General features: G+C 63.9%; 15 protein-coding genes and 1 other RNA gene. 15 read left to right on the top strand and 1 reads right to left on the bottom strand.

Going from position 1 to position 19060, the window contains the following annotated elements:
• Nucleotides 1-9: 9 nt before the first annotated feature.
• Nucleotides 10-1710 carry a thiamine pyrophosphate-binding protein gene (locus tag ACZ0BA_RS17685; RefSeq protein WP_463452526.1) on the bottom strand — a complete coding sequence of 567 codons (1701 nt, stop codon included), beginning with the start codon at nucleotides 1708-1710 and terminating at the stop codon, nucleotides 10-12.
• Nucleotides 1711-1824: 114 nt separating this feature from the next.
• On the opposite strand from ACZ0BA_RS17685, the gene rnpB reads away from it, so the two are divergent.
• The 15 genes from rnpB (at nucleotide 1825) to ACZ0BA_RS17610 (ending at nucleotide 19050) form a co-directional block, all read left to right on the top strand.
• Nucleotides 1825-2168: RNase P RNA component class A (gene rnpB / locus ACZ0BA_RS17680), an RNA gene on the top strand.
• A gap of 78 nt (nucleotides 2169-2246) precedes the next feature.
• Nucleotides 2247-3746, top strand: coding sequence for a glycerol kinase GlpK (gene glpK, locus ACZ0BA_RS17675; protein ID WP_463452525.1), 1500 nt, complete (start codon nucleotides 2247-2249; stop codon nucleotides 3744-3746).
• Nucleotides 3747-4448: 702 nt separating this feature from the next.
• Complete coding sequence (gene mraZ, locus ACZ0BA_RS17670) at nucleotides 4449-4877, top strand: division/cell wall cluster transcriptional repressor MraZ (RefSeq protein WP_090316576.1); 429 nt, start codon at nucleotides 4449-4451, stop codon at nucleotides 4875-4877.
• 9 nt (nucleotides 4878-4886) lie between these two features.
• Nucleotides 4887-5861 (top strand): 16S rRNA (cytosine(1402)-N(4))-methyltransferase RsmH, encoded by a 975-nt coding sequence (gene rsmH / locus ACZ0BA_RS17665; RefSeq protein ID WP_463452524.1) that lies wholly within the window; start codon nucleotides 4887-4889, stop codon nucleotides 5859-5861.
• On the top strand, nucleotides 5858-6133 hold the full coding sequence (ftsL, locus tag ACZ0BA_RS17660; protein WP_463452523.1) for a cell division protein FtsL: 276 nt from the start codon (nucleotides 5858-5860) through the stop codon (nucleotides 6131-6133). The genes rsmH and ftsL overlap by 4 nt, the downstream gene beginning before the upstream one ends.
• A complete protein-coding gene (locus ACZ0BA_RS17655) occupies nucleotides 6130-7905 on the top strand; it encodes a peptidoglycan D,D-transpeptidase FtsI family protein (RefSeq protein ID WP_463452522.1) in 1776 nt (591 codons plus the stop codon). Before ftsL ends, ACZ0BA_RS17655 begins: the two co-directional genes overlap by 4 nt.
• A gap of 32 nt (nucleotides 7906-7937) precedes the next feature.
• Nucleotides 7938-9491 carry a UDP-N-acetylmuramoyl-L-alanyl-D-glutamate--2,6-diaminopimelate ligase gene (locus ACZ0BA_RS17650; RefSeq protein WP_463454777.1) on the top strand — a complete coding sequence of 518 codons (1554 nt, stop codon included), beginning with the start codon at nucleotides 7938-7940 and terminating at the stop codon, nucleotides 9489-9491.
• Complete coding sequence (locus tag ACZ0BA_RS17645) at nucleotides 9491-10891, top strand: UDP-N-acetylmuramoyl-tripeptide--D-alanyl-D-alanine ligase (RefSeq protein ID WP_463452521.1); 1401 nt, start codon at nucleotides 9491-9493, stop codon at nucleotides 10889-10891. The genes ACZ0BA_RS17650 and ACZ0BA_RS17645 overlap by 1 nt, the downstream gene beginning before the upstream one ends.
• Nucleotides 10892-10893: 2 nt before the next feature.
• Nucleotides 10894-12063, top strand: coding sequence for a phospho-N-acetylmuramoyl-pentapeptide-transferase (gene mraY / locus ACZ0BA_RS17640; RefSeq protein WP_463452520.1), 1170 nt, complete (start codon nucleotides 10894-10896; stop codon nucleotides 12061-12063).
• Nucleotides 12063-13571, top strand: a complete 1509-nt coding sequence (gene murD, locus ACZ0BA_RS17635) for a UDP-N-acetylmuramoyl-L-alanine--D-glutamate ligase (RefSeq protein ID WP_463452519.1) — start codon at nucleotides 12063-12065, stop codon at nucleotides 13569-13571. Before mraY ends, murD begins: the two co-directional genes overlap by 1 nt.
• Nucleotides 13571-14791, top strand: a complete 1221-nt coding sequence (ftsW, locus tag ACZ0BA_RS17630) for a putative lipid II flippase FtsW (RefSeq protein WP_463452518.1) — start codon at nucleotides 13571-13573, stop codon at nucleotides 14789-14791. The genes murD and ftsW overlap by 1 nt, the downstream gene beginning before the upstream one ends.
• An 8-nt stretch (nucleotides 14792-14799) precedes the next feature.
• Nucleotides 14800-15879: an undecaprenyldiphospho-muramoylpentapeptide beta-N-acetylglucosaminyltransferase gene (gene murG / locus ACZ0BA_RS17625; protein ID WP_463452517.1), complete on the top strand. Its 1080-nt coding sequence runs from the start codon at nucleotides 14800-14802 to the stop codon at nucleotides 15877-15879.
• A 3-nt stretch (nucleotides 15880-15882) separates the two neighbouring features.
• A complete protein-coding gene (murC, locus tag ACZ0BA_RS17620) occupies nucleotides 15883-17280 on the top strand; it encodes a UDP-N-acetylmuramate--L-alanine ligase (RefSeq protein WP_463452516.1) in 1398 nt (465 codons plus the stop codon).
• Nucleotides 17277-18236, top strand: coding sequence for a D-alanine--D-alanine ligase (locus tag ACZ0BA_RS17615; RefSeq protein WP_463452515.1), 960 nt, complete (start codon nucleotides 17277-17279; stop codon nucleotides 18234-18236). The genes murC and ACZ0BA_RS17615 overlap by 4 nt, the downstream gene beginning before the upstream one ends.
• 7 nt (nucleotides 18237-18243) lie before the next feature.
• Nucleotides 18244-19050 (top strand): cell division protein FtsQ/DivIB, encoded by an 807-nt coding sequence (locus tag ACZ0BA_RS17610; RefSeq protein WP_463452514.1) that lies wholly within the window; start codon nucleotides 18244-18246, stop codon nucleotides 19048-19050.
• The last annotated feature ends 10 nt before the right edge of the window (nucleotides 19051-19060 follow it).

The following is a 19060-nucleotide window of genomic DNA, read 5'->3' as shown; positions in this document are numbered from 1 at the left end:
GCCGTCGGCCTATGCCTTCTTGGCCGCTTCGGCGTTTTTGCGGATCGTTTCGAGCGTGGCGCCGGGCGTGATCAGATTGCCGTCGTAGCGCAGTTCGATCAGCGCCGGCAGATTGCGGCTGTTGGCATGCGCCAGCGCGCGCTCCAGCGCCGGGCCGAAATCGGCCGTCTTGTCGACCACTTCCCCATGCGCGCCATAGGCCACCGCCAGCGCGGCGAAATCGGGATTGTGCAGCTCCGTGCCCGATACCCGGCCCGGATAATCGCGCTCCTGATGCATGCGGATGGTGCCGAACATGCCGTTATTGAACACGATGATGACCACCCCCGCCTTGTACTGCACCGCCGTGGCCAGCTCCTGGCCGTTCATCATGTATTCGCCGTCGCCGGCAAAGGTGATCACCGTGCGTTTCGGGTCGATGATCTTGGCGGCGACGCCGGCCGGCACGCTGTAGCCCATCGCGCCGCTGGTCGGCGCCAGTTGCGTGCGCATGCCGCCATAACTGTGGAAGCGGTGCGCCCAGGTGGCGTAGTTGCCGGCGCCGTTGGTGATAATGGTGTCGTGCGGGGCGATCTTGTCGATCTGTTGCACCACCTGCCACAAGTCCAGCGGCGCCTGGCCGTCCTGGAAAATCGCCGGCTGCAGCTGCCATGCCGCCAGATCGGCCTTGGCTTCGGCCACCATGCCGCTCCAGGCGCTGGCATCGACCGGCGCCATCGCCGCCAGCATGGCCGCGATTTGCGGCATGCCGCTGTTGATCATCAATTCCGCCTGGTAGACGCTGCCCAGTTCCTGCGCGTCCGCGTGCACGTGAATCAGCCGCTGCGCCGGCACCGGCGCGGCAATCAGCGCGTAGCCGCCGGTGGTCATCTCGCCCAGGCGCGGGCCGATGGCGAGGATCACGTCGGCCTCGCGCACGCGCGCCGCCAGCTTGGGGTTGATGCCGATGCCGACGTCGCCGATGTAGTTGGGATGGGCGTTGTCGAGCAAATCCTGGAAGCGGAAGGCGCAGCTGACCGGCAGGTGGTTGGCTTCGGCGAAGCGCTGCAGGTCGGCGCAGGCTTGCGCGTTCCAGCCGCCGCCGCCCAGCAGGACCAGCGGTTTCTTGGCGCTGGCCAGCATCGCGCGCAGCACGTCGATCTGCGCCGCCGACGGCGAGGCTTGCACCGCCTGGTAGCAGCGCGTATCGGCGACTGCGGCCGTATCGATCAGCATGTCCTCGGGCAGCGCCAGCACCACCGGGCCCGGACGGCCGCTGGTGGCGACCTGGAAGGCGCGCGCGAGGTATTCGGGAATGCGTTCGGCGCGGTCGATCTGCGCCACCCATTTGGCCATCTGGCCGTACATGCGGCGGTAATCGATCTCCTGGAAGGCTTCGCGGTCGATGAAGTCGTTGCCGACCTGGCCGATGAACAGGATCATCGGCGTCGAGTCCTGGTAGGCGGTGTGCACGCCGATCGAGGCGTTGGTCGCACCGGGGCCGCGCGTGACGAAGCAGATGCCCGGCTTGCCCGTCATCTTGCCGTAGGCGTCGGCCATGAAGGCGGCGCCGCCCTCCTGGCGGTTGATGATGAAGCGGATGTCCGAGTCGTGCAGCGCGTCGAGCACGTCCAGGTAGCTTTCGCCGGGTACGCCGAAAGCGGTGTCGACGCCGTGGATCTTCAGGGCGTCGACCAGGATCTGGCCGCCGGTGCGGGTTGGGTGCGTCATGTTCTGGCCTTTAGGGTATGGGTAGCATGATTCTACGGCCGGTCAGGGACCCGCGCTTTTCAAATGGCGACACCAAATTTCAGATTTGCCGGCCCCACTGTTACAATAGCGCCTGAAGCAAGCCAGACAGCCGCTGGCCAGCGCGTAATGCCTGGCGGGAGGAAGGTCCGGACTCCATAGAGCGGGGTGACGGTTAACGGCCGTCCGCTGAAAGCCGCAAGCGCAAGCCCAAGGTATAAGGCGAGGAATAGGGCCACAGAGACGAGCGTATTAAGTTACGGTGAAACGCGGTAACCTCCACCTGGTGCAATTCCAAATAGGCACGCGATGATGCTGCTCGCGGAGCGTGCGGGTAGGAAGCTTGAGCGCTGGAGTAATCCAGCGCCTAGAGGAATGGCTGTCATAGCGCGGGTTCGCCCGCGCCGTAACAAAATCCGGCCTATCGGCTTGCTTCAACTTACATACATATATATAGATTCAGATTCGCGGCTGCCGCGGGACCGACGCGCATACCGTGTCGACCTGGGGACGTGCCGATGAAAAAATATATACTGGCCTTGGATCAAGGCACCACCAGTTCGCGCGCCATCCTGTTCGACCATCAGGGACAGATCCGCGGCAGCGCGGCGGCCGAATATCCCCAGCACTTTCCGCAGCCAGGCTGGGTCGAGCACGACCCCAACGACATCTGGAACAGCCAGCTGGCCGTGGCCCGCCAGGTCATGCACGACAACCAGGTTGATAGTCGCCAGATCCTCGCCATCGGCATCGCCAACCAGCGCGAGACCACCGTGGTGTGGGACCGCAAGACGGGCGAACCGATCGCGCCGGCCATCGTCTGGCAGGACCGCCGTACCGCCGACGCCTGCGACGCGCTGCGCGCCGACGGCAAGGCCAGGCGCATCGCCGACATCACCGGCCTCGAACTCGATTCCTATTTCTCCGCCACCAAACTGAAATGGCTGCTCGATCACGTGCCCGGGGCCCGCGAGCGCGCGCGCCAGGGCGGGCTGGCGTTCGGCACCGTCGACAGCTGGCTGATATACAAGCTGACCGGGCGCCATGTGACGGACGTCAGCAACGCCTCGCGCACACTGCTATTTAATATCCACCTGCTGCGCTGGGACCAGGATTTGCTGGACCTGTTCGACATTCCGGAGCAGATGCTGCCGCAAGTGGTGTCGTCCAGCGAGGAAGTCGGCATGACCAGGGCGTCGCTGTTCGGCGCGCCCATCGCGGTGGCCGGCATCGCCGGCGACCAGCAGGCCGCCACCTTCGGCCAGGCCTGCCACGCGCCGGGCATGGTCAAGAACACCTATGGCACCGGATGCTTCATGCTGATGCACCTGGGCGAGCATCCCGTCGCGTCGCACAACCGCCTGCTGACCACCGTCGGCTGGCGGGTCGACGGCGCCACCGAATATCTGATGGAGGGCAGCGTCTTCATGGGCGGCGCCACCGTGCAGTGGCTGCGCGACGGCCTTGGCATCATCGACAAATCGTCCGACGTCGAGCCGCTGGCCGCCAGTGTGCCCGACAGCGGCGGCGTGTTCATGGTGCCGGCCTTCGTCGGCCTGGGGGCGCCGCACTGGGACCCGTATGCGCGCGGCGCGCTGGTGGGGCTGAGCCGGGGCAGCAACCGCGCCCACATCGCCCGCGCGGCGCTGGAGGCGATCGCCTATCAAAGCGCGGAATTGATGGCGGCCATGCAGAAGGACGTGGCGGCGTCGGGCCGCGACATTCCGCTCACTGAAATGCGGGCCGACGGCGGCGCCGCCCGCAACGACCTGCTGATGCAGTTCCAGGCCGATTTGCTGGGCGTGCCGGTGGTGCGTCCGCGCGTGACGGAAACCACGGCGCTGGGCGCGGCCCACCTGGCCGGCCTGGCGGTGGGATTCTGGCAGACCCGCGAGGAGGTCGCCGCCCAGTGGACATGCGAGCGGCGCTTCGATCCTGTGATGGGCGCCGACCGGCGCGGCGCGCTGATGGCAGGGTGGGCGCGCGCCGTCGATCGTTCGAGGGGCTGGGCGAGCTGAGCTGTAGGCAACACAAATTATAATTTTGCTATAGGCTACGCCGATTTTTATGTGTATAAGCGCTGGAAACGGGCCCCGGCGCAGGCGTATAATGACGCTTTTGGTGCAGTGCGGCAGTCATAAATTTGTATAGACAAATTGCTTGTCGAAAATACATTCGCCGATGCACAGTTATTGGCTAGCAAAAGCGAAGTTGCAGTTATTAAAAGGTTTCATACTCCCCGTCATCGCGCTGCTGGCGCGACATCCGACCACTCCCCGATCAAATCACCCCACTGTCAGCGCCATTCGCCGATCTATTGATCAGTTATCAATATGATACGGCAATGTTGGCGCTTTGCAACTATATGTAAATATTTCAATTATTTTGAGAATTCATTTTCACCGCTTTAGTGCGCGCATACACATGTGTGTAGATGAGGTTGCACATTCACAGTCGTCGATAAGTGCTTAATTTGTTGAGTTATTTTATTTCTAGCTGGCTTCAAGGAATTACGCTAAGTCCTTAATTTCATTAATAAAATCCCAGTTTCGTTTGCCTGAAAGCGCTTGACCGCCCTTCGCCCATCCACTAAAGTGGGCACCTGTGTGAAAAAGTGTCTTTTTGTGGGAAATTTCTTCTGACTTAGCGGCGGGGGAGATGAAACTGGGAAAGTCGCTCGTCATGCTCCGCTAACCATATTGAGGTCAAAAGGTAATCCCGTGTTTCAAGGCGCGTCCGCAATCAATCTCGATGCAAAAGGCAGGATGTCCATCCCTGCCAAGCATCGTGACGCGCTCTCGATCCAATGCGAAGGCCGCCTCACCCTGACCCGCCATCCCGATGGCTGCGTCATGTTGTTCCCCCGCCCGGTGTGGGAACAGCACCGTCAACAGATTGCCCAGTGGCCGATGCAGGCCCGCGCGTGGCAACGCATATTCCTCGGTTACGCCACCGACGTCGAAATGGACACCGCCGGCCGCATCCTGATTTCGCCGGAACTGCGGGCCGCCGTCGGCCTGGAGCGCGAAGTCATGATGATGGGCATGGGCTCCCATTTCGAAATCTGGGATGCCGCCAAGCAGGCGGAAAAAGAGCAGCAGGCGATTGAAGCCGGCACCCCCGATGTACTCGCCAATTTCTCTTTCTAAGGTCCCGTGATGACATCAACATCGGTGCCTGAATTTCAGCATCGCACGGTGCTGCTTGACGAAGCGGTCGACGCGCTGGCGCTGCACGGCGCGCGCGCCGACGGCGTCTACGTCGACGGCACCTTCGGCCGCGGCGGCCATTCGCGGCTGATCCTGTCGAAGCTGGGCGCCAACGCGCGCCTGATCGCCTTCGACAAGGACTTGCAGGCCATCGCCACCGCCGAACAAATCGACGATCTGCGCTTCACCATCGTCCACGACAGCTTTGCCACGATGACGGCGGCGCTGGCCGAACGTGGCGTGGCAAAGGTCGACGGCATCCTGCTCGACCTGGGCATCTCGTCGCCGCAGGTGGACGACGCCGCGCGCGGCTTCAGCTTCCGTAACGATGGTCCGCTCGACATGCGCATGGATACCACGCGCGGCATGTCGGCGGCGGCGTGGCTCGCCACAGAAACCGAACAGACACTGGAAAAGGTGATCAAAGAATATGGGGAAGAACGGTTTGCTTTTCAGATTGCAAAGGCGATTGTTGCTCGCCGGGCAGTCGAACCAATTTCAACCACACGACAGCTTGCCGGCATCGTGGCAGGCGCGGTCAAGACTCGGGAAAAGGGCAAGGATCCGGCAACCCGCACATTTCAAGCTATCCGGATTTTCATCAATAAAGAGCTTGAAGACCTGGAAGTCGGTTTAAACCAGGCCTACGCCAGCCTGGCGCCGGGCGGCATCATCGCGATCATCAGCTTCCATTCGCTGGAGGACCGCATGGTCAAGCGCTTCTTCGCGTCCAAGGCCAATGTCGAACAGCCGGACCGGCGCCTGCCGATCCGCGCGGTCGATTTGCCGCAGCCGGAGCTCAAGCTGCTGGCCAAGATGAAGCCGTCCGACGCCGAAGTCGACGCCAATCCGCGTTCCCGCTCGGCGGTGATGCGGGTTGCGCGCCGCCTGCCGATTCCTGCGATGTCCGTGGAGGCGGCATGAGCGGCAAGATCAACCTGGTGCTGACGGCGCTGCTGGTGGGCTGCGGCCTGTCGCTGGTCAACGCGCAGTACCAGGCGCGCCATTTGTTCATCGAACTGGAACGCTCGCAGTCGAAGGCGCGCCAGCTCGATATCGAGTGGTCGCAGCTGCAGCTTGACCAGTCGACCCTGGGCAAGCATGCGCGCATCGAGGAGATCGCGCGCCGCGACCTGACCATGACGCCGCTGACCGCCGCGCGCACGCAGTACCTGACGCCGGAAGGATCGAAATGAGCCGCGGCAGCAGCGCGAACACCTCGCGCGTAGCACGCTCCAAGGGCGTGCCGTTCTCGAAGAACCCCGTACTGGCGGTTCGTCTGCCGGTATGGCGTTCGCGCGTGGTGCTGTTCGTGCTGTTCTTCGCCTTTGCCGCGCTGGCCGCGCGCGCCGCCTGGCTGCAAGGCCTGTCGACCCAGTTCCTGCAAAAGCAGGGCGAGATCCGTTACGCGCGCACGCTGGACCTGCCGGCCACGCGCGGCAAAATCACCGACCGCGATGGCCAGGTGCTGGCGTCGTCGGTGCCGGTCAAGGCCATCTGGGCGATCCCGGACGACGTGCAGAACGCACCGGCCGACAAGCTCAAACAACTGGCGCAGCTGCTTGGCATGAGCAACGCCGAGCTGCAGAAAAAACTCGATTCGGACCGTGGCTTCGTCTATCTGAAACGCCAGGTCGAGCAGGACGTGGCCGACAAGATCGTCAAGCTGGGCATCGAGGGTGTACAAACCCGCAAGGAATACAAGCGTTTCTACCCGCAGGGCGAAGTGACGACCCACGTGGTGGGCTTCACCAACGTCGAGGACGTGGGCCAGGAATCGATGGAACTGGCGCAGCAAAAAACGCTGGTCGGCCAGCCGGGCAGCCGCCGCGTGATCAAGGATCGCCTGGGCCACATCGTCGAGGATATCGAATCGATCCGCGAGCCGCACGACGGCAAGGATCTGACCCTGTCGATCGACAGCAAGATCCAGTACATCGCCTTCACCCAGATCAAGGAAGCGGTCGAGAAGTTCAACGCCAAGGCCGGCGCCGCCGTGGTGCTGGACGTGCACACCGGCGAGGTGCTGGCGCTGGCCAACTACCCGACCTACAACCCGAACGACCGCTCCAAGCTGACCGGCGAACAGCTGCGCAACCGCGTGATGACGGACACCTTCGAGCCGGGATCGTCGATGAAACCGTTCCCGGTGGTGATGGCGCTCGAAGCGAAAAAAATCACGCCGCACACCATGTTCGACACCGGCAACGGCGCCATGGTGATCGCCGACCGCGTGATCCACGATACCCACGCCAACCACACCATCGACGTCCAGACCGTGATTCAGAAGTCGTCCAACATCGGCACCACCAAGATCGCCATGTTGATGACGCCGCAGGATCTGTGGGAGATGTTTACCAAGCTCGGTTTCGGCCAGCAGCCCAAGTGGGGCTTCCCCGGCGCCGTGGCCGGCCGCGTGCGTCCCTATAAGTCGTGGCGCCCGATCGAACACGCCAACATGAGCTTTGGCCAGGGTATCTCGGTGTCGCTGATCCAGCTGGCGCGCGCCTACCTGGTGCTGGCGCGCGACGGCGACATCATCCCGCTGTCGTTCCAGAAGGTGCATGAAGCGCCGCACGGCACCCAGGTCATCAGCCCGAAGACCGCCGCGCAAATGCGCGAGATGCTGGAAATGGTCACTCTGCCGGGCGGCTCCGCCGTCAAGGCGCAGGTGCCGGGCTATCGCGTGGGCGGCAAGACCGGTACCGCGCAAAAGTTCATCGGCGGGCGCTATTCGCATACCAAATACATCGGCAACTTCGTCGGCATGGCGCCGATGTCGGATCCGCGCTTCATCATCGCCGTCATGATCGACGAACCAAGCGGCCCGCTGAAATACGGCGGCGACGTCGCCGGCCCGGTGTTTTCGGCCCTGGCGGCGCAGGCCCTGCGCGCGAAGAACGTGGCGCCGGATTCGGACCTGACCCATATCATCATCCCCGAGTCCGCAGCACAGGAGAACATGTGACGACTTTTAACTTCGACCCGTCGGCCGATTTCATGGCCATCGCGGCAGCGATCCGCAAGCTGGCGCCGACCGCGCAGCTGGCGTCGGACTCGCGCCGCATCAAGCTGGGCGATGTGTTTTTTGCTTTTGCGGCCGATACGGCCAACGTGGTGGACGGCCGTGGCTTCATTGACAGCGCCATCGAGCAGGGTGCGGCACTGATCGTGCTGGACCCCGCAGGCTTCACCTGGAACGACAGCTGGAGCGTGCCGTACCTGACAGTCGAGAACCTGAAACAGCATGCGGGCTTGATCGCCCACGCGTTTTACCAGCAGCCGGATACGGCGATGTTCACGGTTGCCGTCACCGGCACCAATGGCAAAACCTCCAGCGCGGTGTGGCTGGGGCAGGCCTTGTCGCGCGGCGCCGAACCGGCCGCTGTCATCGGCACCTTGGGCGTGGGTGTGTTCCGCGCACGCGGCGAAGTCGAATACGACGTCACCGGCTATACGACGCCGGACGCGGTGCTGCTGGCACGAACACTGGCCGATTTGCGCGACCAGGGCGCCAGGTCGCTGGCGATCGAGGCGTCGTCGATCGGCCTGGAACAGGACCGTCTGGCGGGCATGCATTTCGACGTCGCGCTGTTCACCAACCTGACTCGCGATCATCTGGATTATCACGGCGACATGGCGGCGTACGAGGCGGCCAAGACCAAACTGTTCGACTGGCCCGGCCTGAAAACGGCCGTCGTCAACCTGGACGATGCGATGGGCTTGCGCCTGATCGCGCACCTGAAATCGAAGGCACCGCTGGGCGCCGCACTTTCCGGCACCATTCCGCTGATCGGCTACACGCTGCGCGACGCCGCCGCACAGCCGGACATCGACGGTGTGCTGATGCTGCGCGCCAGCCAGTTCCGCAGCACCCGCAGCGCCGGCACCGAATTCCATCTGGAGTCGGCGCTGGGCGTGGCGCTGATCAAAACCAAGTTGGTCGGCCATTTCAACATCAGCAACGCGCTGGGTGTGATGGGCGCGATGCTCGCTAAAGGCCTGGGCTTGCGCGCCGCAATCGAGGCGGTCGAGGCGCTGCGTCCGGCCCCCGGCCGCATGCAGCAGGTCGGCGGCCAGGACGCGCCGATGATCGTCATCGATTACGCGCACACGCCGGACGCGCTGGAGAAAACGCTGGCGGCGCTGCGCGCCGTCGCGACCGACCGTAATGGCCAGCTGTGGTGCGTGTTCGGCTGCGGCGGCGACCGCGATCCGGGCAAGCGCCCGCAAATGGGCAAGATCGCGCAGATGGCCGATCACGTGCTGGTCACCAGCGACAACCCGCGCAGCGAAGATCCGCATTCGATCATCGAGCAGATCGTCGCCGGCATGGACCGTAACAATCCCGCTTCGACGGTGCAGACGCTGGACGACCGCGCGGCCGCGATCCTGTCGGCGATCAAGCACGCCGCCAAGCCGGATGTGATTCTGCTGGCTGGTAAAGGCCATGAGCCGTACCAGGAAATCAAGGGCAAGAAACTGCCATTTTCAGATGTCGACCACGCGCAGCTGGCGTTGTCGGCCCGTTTAACCATGATGAGGACGAATTGATGCGTGCAGCACTCGCACAGATTCTGCCTTCCCTCCCGGGCGCGCGGCTGGTGAACACCTCCGCCGGCTCGGGTGAAGTTGTATTTGCCGGCGTGTCGACCGACAGCCGCAATGTATTCGCAGGTTCTCTGTTCGTCGCGTTGCGCGGCGAAGTTTTCGACGCCCACAACTTCCTCGCGCAGGTCGCGGAGAAGGGCGTCGCCGCTGTCGTGGTCGAGGAGCTGCCGGAAGGCTGGACGCTGCCGGCGCTGGTGGTGCCCGATACGCTGGCCGCGTTGGGACAGATCGCCAATTACTGGCGCCGCCAGTTCGCCATGCCGGTCATCGGCGTCACCGGCAGCAACGGCAAGACCACGGTCAAAGAGATGATCGCAGCGATCCTGGCCGCCGCTCACGGCGAAGAAGGCCGGTTGGCCACGCGCGGCAACCTGAATAACGAGATCGGCGTGCCGCTGACGCTGTTCCGCATGGAAGCGAAGCAGGAATCTGCCGTCATCGAGATGGGCATGAACCATCCCGGCGAGATCGGCCGCCTGGTCGCCATCGCCGAGCCGACCATCGCCATGGTCAACAACGCACAGCGCGAACACCAGGAGTTCATGCACACGGTGGAAGCGGTCGCGCGCGAGAACGGCGCCGTGCTGGCCGGCCTGGCGGCCGACGGCGTGGCGGTATTCCCGCATGGCGACGAGTTCACCCCGGTGTGGGAAGAACTGTCGGCGGGCCGCCGCATGATCCGTTTCGGCCTGACCAAGGACGCTGAAGTCAGCTGCACCTTCCGCGCGGGGGACTTCGGCAGCGAGATGTTCATCACCATCCGTTCGGACGATGGCGCGGAACCGGAACAGTTCTTCGTCAACCTTCAGGCGGCCGGCGAACACAATGTGCGCAACGCGCTGGCCGCCGTGGCATGCACGTATGCCGCCGGCATCGCGCCGGACCGGATCAAACTTGGACTCGACACCTTTGCGCCGGTCAGCGGCCGTCTGCAAAAGAAGGCAGCCGCCAACGGCGCCGTCGTTATCGACGACACCTACAACGCCAATCCGGACTCGGTGCGCGCCGCCATCGACGTGCTGTCGAAAGCGGCCGCGCCGCGCGTGCTGGTGCTGGGCGACATGGGCGAAGTCGGCACGCAAGGCCGTGAGTTCCACGAAGAGATAGGCGCGTATGCGCACAGCAAAGGCATCGAACAGGTGCTGACCACCGGCGAACTGGCATCCCACATGAAGGGGGGCGCCATTCGTCATTTTGAACAGTTCGGCGACTTGCTGGCTGCCGTGGAGGCAGCCGTCGCACCGAATGCAACCGTATTAATCAAGGGCTCCCGCTTCATGAAAATGGAACGGGTCGTGCAGCATTTGATTGGATCGCAACAAGCTAACAAGGAAAGTCACTAATCATGCTGCTCTGGCTCGCACAGTTTTTCCAGGACGAGATCGGCCCCCTGCGGGTCTTTAACTTCATCACCTTCCGCGCGGTGTTCGCCGCCGCCACCGCATTGCTGATCGGCCTGTGCGCCGGTCCGGCCGTGATCCGCATGCTGACCGCCATGAAGTACGGCCAGGCCGTGCGCACCGACGGTCCGCAGACGCACCTGAAAAAACACGGCACGCCGACCATGGGCGGCTTGCTGATCCTGATCGCCATCGGCGTCTCGACCCTGCTGTGGTGCGACCTGTCGAACCGCTTGATCTGGCCAGTGCTGGTCGTCACGCTGGGTTTTGGCGCCGTCGGCTGGGTCGACGACTACCGCAAAGTGGTGCGCCAGGACCCGGAGGGCATGCGCTCGGCGGAAAAATACTTCTGGCAGTCGCTGGTCGGACTGGCCGCCGCGCTGTACCTGGCGTTCTCGGTATCCGCGCCGAACGCCGCCAAAGTGTTCGAGCTGTTCTTCGCGTGGGTGCAGTCGGGCTTTTCGATGGATCTGCCGCCGAAGGCCGACTTGATCGTCCCCTTCGTCAAGACCATCAGCTACCCGCTGGGCGTGTGGGGTTTCATCGCGTTGACATATTGTGTCATCGTCGGCACCAGCAACGCCGTTAACTTCACCGATGGCCTGGACGGCCTGGCGATCATGCCGACGATTATGGTCGGTTCGGCGCTTGGCCTGTTCGCTTACCTGACCGGAAGCGCGACGTATTCGAAGTACCTGTTCATTCCGCACATTCCCGGCGCGGGCGAATTGATTATCTTCTGCGGCGCGCTGGCCGGCGCGGGCCTGGCCTTCCTGTGGTTTAACACGCACCCGGCGCAAGTGTTCATGGGCGATGTCGGCGCGCTGGCCTTGGGCGGCGCGCTCGGCACCATCGCCGTAATCGTCCGCCAGGAAATCGTGTTGTTCATCATGGGCGGTATTTTCGTCGCCGAGACGGTGTCGGTGATCATGCAGGTGAGCTGGTTCAAGTACACCAAGAAGCGTTTCGGCGTGGGCCGCCGCGTGTTCCTGATGGCGCCCCTGCACCATCACTTTGAACAAAAAGGCTGGAAAGAGACCCAGGTCGTCGTGCGCTTCTGGATTATCACGATGATGCTGGTGCTGGTCGGACTCTCTACTTTGAAACTGCGCTGATGATTTACGAAGGCAAAAACGCACTGGTACTGGGGCTCGGAGAATCGGGCCTGGCGATGGCGCTGTGGCTCGCCCGCAGCGGCGCGCGCGTGCGCGTTGCCGATACCCGTGAAGCGCCCGAGCGTTTGCCGGCGCTGAAGGAAGCGATCGCCGACGTCGAATTCGTCGCCGGTGCGTTCGGCTCGCAGCTGCTGGAAGGCGTGGACTTTGTCGCCGTCAGCCCCGGCCTGGCCCCGTATCGCGAGCTGGCCGAGATCGGCCCGGCCGCAGGCGCCGCCGGCATTCCCGTCTGGGGCGAGATCGAGCTGTTCGCGCAGGTGCTGGAATCGCTGGAGAAGGAGCGCGCATACGCGCCGAAGATCATCGCCATCACCGGCACCAACGGCAAGACCACCGTCACCACCCTGGTCGGCCAGCTGTGCGAGCGCGCGGGCAAGAGCGTGCGCGTCGCTGGCAATATCAGCCCGGCGGCGCTGGACGTGCTGCGCGAGGTGATGGATGAAGATGCGCTGCCAGAGGTGTGGGTGCTCGAGCTGTCCAGCTTCCAGCTGCAAACCACGTTCACGCTGGAAGCGGATGCCGCCACGGTATTGAACGTGACGCAGGACCATCTGGACTGGCATGGCGACATGCCGTCGTACGCCGCCGCCAAGCACCGCGTGTTCGCGGCCGACACCGTGCGCGTGCTCAATCGCGAAGACGCCACCGTCATGCGCATGGCCAGCGCCACCGGCAATAACGTCACCTTCGGCACCGACGCGCCGACCTTGCGCGACGATTTCGGCCTGAATAACGAACGTGGCGTGTTGTGGCTGGCGACGGCGATTCCATCGGAAGAGGAAGCCGAGCCGAAAAAACGCAAGAAGAACGACCCGCCGCCTCCACCGGCCGAATGCATGGTCAAGAACCTGATGCCGGCCGACGCGCTACAAATTCGCGGTTTGCACAACGCCGCCAACGCATTGGCCGCGCTGGCGCTGTGCCGCGCCATCGATTTGCCATTGGCGCCGCTGCTGCACGGCCTGCGCGAATATCGCGGCCAGCCGCACCGCGTGGAATTGGTCGGCGCGATCAACGAGATCGAATACTACGACGACAGCAAGGGCACCAATGTCGGCGCCACCGTGGCCGCATTGAATGGCCTGGGCAAGGCTTTCACCGGCGCCGACCAGCGCCTGCTGGTGATCATGGGCGGCGACGGCAAAGGCCAGGACTTCGCGCCGCTGGCCGAACCGGTGTCGCGTTACGCGCGCGCCGTGCTGCTGATCGGCCGCGACGCGCCGCTGCTGCGCGCCGCGCTGGCGCCTGCCGGCGTTGAGCTGGTGGACTGCGGCACCGACCTGCCGCTGGCCGTCAAGCGCGCCAGCGAACTGGCCAAGGGCGGCGACGCCGTGCTGCTGTCGCCGGCCTGCGCCAGCATGGACATGTTCAAGAACTACGCGCATCGCGCGCAGGTGTTTATCGACACCGTGCGCGATATCGCCCTCGACAACGGACAGGAGATCTGATGGCGCTCCAGATGCCGTTCCGTTTTGGCGCGAAATCGACGGTTCCGTCGATAGACAGCCGCGCGCGGCAATCCAAGATGATGGAGTACGACCAGCCGCTGGTCTGGGTCACCCTGTTGCTGATGCTGATGGGGATGGTGATGGTGTATTCGGCCTCGATTTCGCTGCCCGATTCGCCCAAGTTCGCCAACTACATCCGCTGGCAGAACACTTACTTCCTGCAGCGGCAGGCGATGTTCGTGGTCGTCTCGCTGGTGATCGGCCTGTTCGTGTTCCGCACCCGCATCTCGACGTTGCAGAAGGCGGCGCCGTACCTGTTCATCGCCACTCTGGTGCTGCTGGTGATGGTGCTGATACCGGGCCTCGGCTCGGTCGTCAACGGCAGCCGCCGCTGGCTGTCGCTGGTGGTGATCAAGATCCAGCCGTCGGAGCTGATGAAGGTCGTCGCGGTGCTGTACGCGGCCGACTACACGGTGCGCAAGCAGGAATACATGCACAAGCTGACCAAGGGCTTCATGCCGATGGCGGCGGCGGTCGGCTTCGTCGGCCTGTTGCTGCTGCTGGAGCCGGATCTGGGCGCGTTTGGCGTGATCGTCTGCATCGCCATGGGCATCCTGTTTTTGGGCGGGATCAACGCGATCTGGTTCGGCGGCATCGGCGTCATGCTGGTGGCGATCTTCGGTTCGATCATCGCGCTGTCCAAATTCCGCCGCGAGCGTTATTTCGCCTACCTGAATCCGTGGGAAGAGGACAACGCCTTGAACAAGGCGTACCAGCTGACCCACTCGCTGATCGCCTTCGGGCGCGGCGAGATCTTCGGCGTGGGCCTGGGCGGCAGCGTCGAGAAGCTGCACTACCTGCCGGAGGCGCATACCGACTTCCTGATGGCGGTGATCGGCGAGGAACTGGGCCTGGTGGGCGTGCTGGTGGTGATCGGCTGCTTCTACTGGATCGTCAAGCGCGCCTTCGATATCGGCCGCCAGGCGATCGCCATCGACCAGACCTTCGCCGGCCTGACTGCCAAGGGCATCGGCATCTGGATCGGTGTGCAGACCTTTATTAACATGGGCGTGAACCTTGGCCTGCTGCCGACCAAGGGCCTGACCCTGCCGCTGATGAGCTATGGCGGCACGGGTGTTGTCATCAATTGCGTCGGACTCGCGATCCTGCTCCGGATCGACTACGAGAACCGGGTCCTGATGCGTGGTGGCAGATTATGACGCGACCTATGAAGAAACTGATGATCATGGCGGCCGGCACCGGCGGTCACATATTCCCAGGCCTGGCGATCGCGCAGACGATGCGCGCGCGCGGCTGGGAGGTGACGTGGCTGGGCACCTCCACCGGCATGGAGCAGGAACTGGTGCCGAAGCACGGCATCGCGATGGACAGCATCGACTTTACCGGCATGCGCGGCAAGGGCTTGAAGCACTCGCTCGGCGGCGCGCTGAAGATGGTCAAGGCGTTCATCGCCTGCCGTGGCTACGTCGGCAACCGCAAGCCGGACGTGGTGCTGGGCATGGGCGGTTACGTGACCGTGCCGGGCGGGCTGATGGCACGCATGGGCGGCGTGCCGCTGGTGCTGGTCAACGCCGACGCCGCGTTGCTGTTGTCGAACAAGACCCTGGTGCCGTTCGCGGACCGCGTTTGCTTCGGCTTCCCGGCCGATTTCGGCAAGGCCGCCGGCAAGGCAGTCGTCACCGGTAATCCTGTGCGCAAGGAGATTCTGGACATGCCGGCGCCGGCGCAGCGTTTCGCCGGCCGCGAAGGTCCGCTACGGATACTGGTCGTGGGCGGCAGTCTGGGCGCGAAGGCGCTCAACGACAACCTGCCGGCGGCGCTGGCGTTGATACCGGCAGGCGAGCGTCCGCTGGTGACGCACCAGTCGGGCAAAAAGAACATCGATGCGTTGCGCGCGTCGTACGCGCAGGCCGGGGTGCAGGCCAACGTGGTCGACTTCATCGACGACATGGCCGCCGCCTACAGCGCGGCTGATGTGGTGATTTGCCGCGCCGGCGCGATCACAGTGTCGGAGCTGACCGCCGCCGGCGTGGCCAGCGTGTTGGTGCCGCTGGTGGCGTCGACCACCAGCCACCAGCGCGACAACGCGCAGTGGATGGCGAAGCAGAACGCGGCGATCCATATGCCGCAGACGGAAATGAGCGCGCAAAGTGTGGCGACGCTGTTGGAAACGCTGACCCGCAATGCCTGCCTGACGATGGCGACGGCGGCGCACAAGGTCGGCAAACGCGACGCGAACGAATCGATCGCTCAAGTATTGGAATCATCGGTAAAGGCAAAAGGTTAAGCAGTGAAGCATAAAGTACAGAACATACACTTCGTCGGCATCGGCGGCAGCGGCATGAGCGGCATCGCCGAAGTGCTGCTCACGCTCGGCTACACCGTCTCCGGCTCGGACCTGGGCAGCAACGCTGTCACCCAGCGTCTGGCGGACATGGGTGCGAAAGTGTTCCAGGGCCACGCGACCGAAAACATCGGCGACGCCGACGCTGTCGTGACCTCGACCGCTGTACAACAGGACAATCCTGAAATCGTGGCCGCACGCAGCCGCAAGATCCCCATCGTTCCGCGCGCGGTGATGCTGGGCGAGTTGATGCGCCTTAAACGCGGCATCGCCATCGCCGGCACCCACGGCAAAACCACCACCACCAGCCTGGTGGCGTCGGTGCTGGCGCAGGGCGGGCTGGACCCGACCTTTGTCATCGGCGGCCGCCTGACCGCCGCCGGCGCCAACGCCAAGTTGGGTAGCGGCGAGTATCTGGTGGCGGAAGCCGACGAATCGGATGCCTCGTTCCTGAACCTGACGCCGATGATCGAGGTGATCACCAACATCGACGCCGATCACATGGAAACCTACGAGCACGACTTCGAAAAGCTCAAACAGGCCTTCGTCCACTTCACGCACCGCCTGCCGTTCTACGGCCGCGCCATGCTGTGCATCGACGACGCCAACGTGCGCTCGATCATCCCGCATGTGACCAAGCCGGTGACCACTTACGGCTTCCACGAGGATGCGGAAGTACGCGCCGTGAACGCCCGCGCCGTCGGCGTGGAGATGCACTTCACCGTCATCCAGGAAGGCTATCCGGATCTCGACGTGGTGCTGAACCAGCCCGGCATGCACAACGTGCAGAATGCCTGCTCGGCGATCGCCATCGCCCGCGAGATCGGCATCGAGGACAGCGCCACCCAGGCCGGCCTGGCCGGATTTGCCGGTGTCGGCCGCCGCTTTACCAAGTACGGCGAGGTTGCGATTCCGGGCGGCGGCAGCTTCACCTTGGTGGACGATTTCGGCCACCACCCGCTGGAAATGGAAGTGACCACCGGCGCCGCGCGCGCCGCCTACCCGGGCCGCCGCCTGGTGCTGGCCTTCCAGCCGCACCGTTACAGCCGCACGCGCGACCTGTTCGAGGACTTCGTCAAGGTATTGGGTACGCCCGACGTGCTGGTGCTGGCCGAGGTCTACGCCGCCGGCGAAGCGCCCATCGTGGCGGCCGACGGCCGCGCATTGGCGCATGCCTTGCGCGCACGCGGCAAGACGGAACCGATTTTTGTGGAAGCCATCGGCGATATGCCGGAAACCATCATGAACGTGGTGCGCGACGGCGACGTCGTCATGACCATGGGCGCAGGCTCGATCAGCGGCGTCCCGGCGAAACTGACTAATTATCCAAAGGTCTCATCGTGAACCAGCTTACTTCTATCGATGTAAAAACTTTCGGCAAGGTCGGCGTGCTGCTCGGCGGCCGCTCGGCCGAGCGCGAAGTGTCCCTGATGTCCGGCGCCGGCGTGCTCGCCGCGCTGCAAAGCAAAGGTGTCGACGCCCATGGCTTCGATACCGGCGAACGCTCGCTGGCCGAACTGGCGGCGGAAAAATTCGACCGCGTGTTCATCGCGCTGCACGGCCGCTACGGCGAAGACGGCAGCCTGCAAGGCGCGCTGGAACTGCTGGGCATTCCATACACCGGCAGCGGCGTGATGGCCAGCTCGGTGGGCATGGACAAGATCACCACCAAGATCGTGTGGCTGGCCGCCGGCCTGCCGACGCCGAACTACGCGGTGCTCGATTCCACCTCCGATCTGGACAAGATCGCCGCCGGTCTGGGCTTGCCGCTGATCGTCAAGCCGCCGCACGAGGGCTCGACCATCGGCATCACCAAGGTCAATGCGGCCGGAGAATTCAAGGCCGCCTACGATATCGCCGCCGCGCTGGACGACTCGGTGCTGGCGGAGGAATTCGTCACCGGCCGCGAGTTCACGGTTGCGGTGCTGGGTGGCGGCGCCGACGCGCGTCCGCTGCCGATCGTAGAGATCATCGCGCCGGCCGGTAATTACGACTACCAGAACAAGTACTTCACCGACGACGTCAAATACGTTTGCCCGGCCGTGCTGCCGGACGCGCTGACCGCCGAGATGCAGCGCATCGCCGTGGAAGCGTACCGCGCGCTCGGTTGCGAGGGCTGGGGACGGGTCGACGTGCTGCTGCGCGAACGCGATCAGAAACCGTTCCTGCTGGAGGTGAACACCTCGCCCGGCATGACCGGCCACTCGCTGGTGCCGATGGCGGCGCGCGCGACGGGCATCAGCTATGAAGACCTGTGCGTGGAGATTTTGCGCACGGCCCGTTTGAAGATGAAGGGATAAGTATCAGATGTGGCAAGACGCTAAAGCCTTGAATGCAACCGCCAACGGCATTTTCGCCCTGGTGCTGTTGGCATGCATCGCCGCCGGCGTGTGGTGGGTGGCGCAGCGCCCGGCGTTCAACCTGCGCACGATTCGTATCGAGAGCATCGGGCATGACGAGTTACAGCATGTGAACCACCTGACCTTGCGCAACAACGCGCTCGGTCGCATCAAGGGCAACTTCTTCACGACCAACCTGGACGCGGTGCGCCAGGCGTTTGAATCGGTGCCCTGGGTGCGCCGCGCAACGGTGCGCCGCGAGTGGCCGGATCAGTTGATCGTGGCGCTGGAGGAGCATGAGGCGCTGGGCACGTGGGGCGAGGATGGCCGCCTGCTGTCGGTCAAGGGCGATGTGTTCACCGCCAACCTGGCCGAGGCGGAAGAGGATCACGAGTTGCCGGCGTTCGACGGACCGGATGGCAGCGAAAAGGAAGTGCTGTCGCGTTACGCCGAGCTGCGTGGCTGGTTCGCGCCGCTCAAGCTGGTGCCGGAGGCGCTGTCGCTGTCCAGCCGCTATGCGTGGACGGTGCGGCTGAATAACGGCATGAGCGTGGCGCTGGGTCGCGAACAGACCAGCACCACGTTGAAGGAAAGGGTGGACCGGCTGACGGGAATTTATCCGCAACTGGTGGAGCACTTGCCCGATATTGAAACGATAGATATGCGGTACCAGAACGGCCTGGCCCTGAGCGCGACGGGATTGAAGATCCCGAAAGAGGGTGTCAAGCCAAAAGCGGCAGCAAAAAAAACGATAAGCGTTAAACCCCAACACTAGGTAGCAACAG

This window comes from Duganella sp. AC917 (genome assembly GCF_979258245.1).
This window is presented reverse-complemented; position numbering and strand designations above follow the sequence as displayed.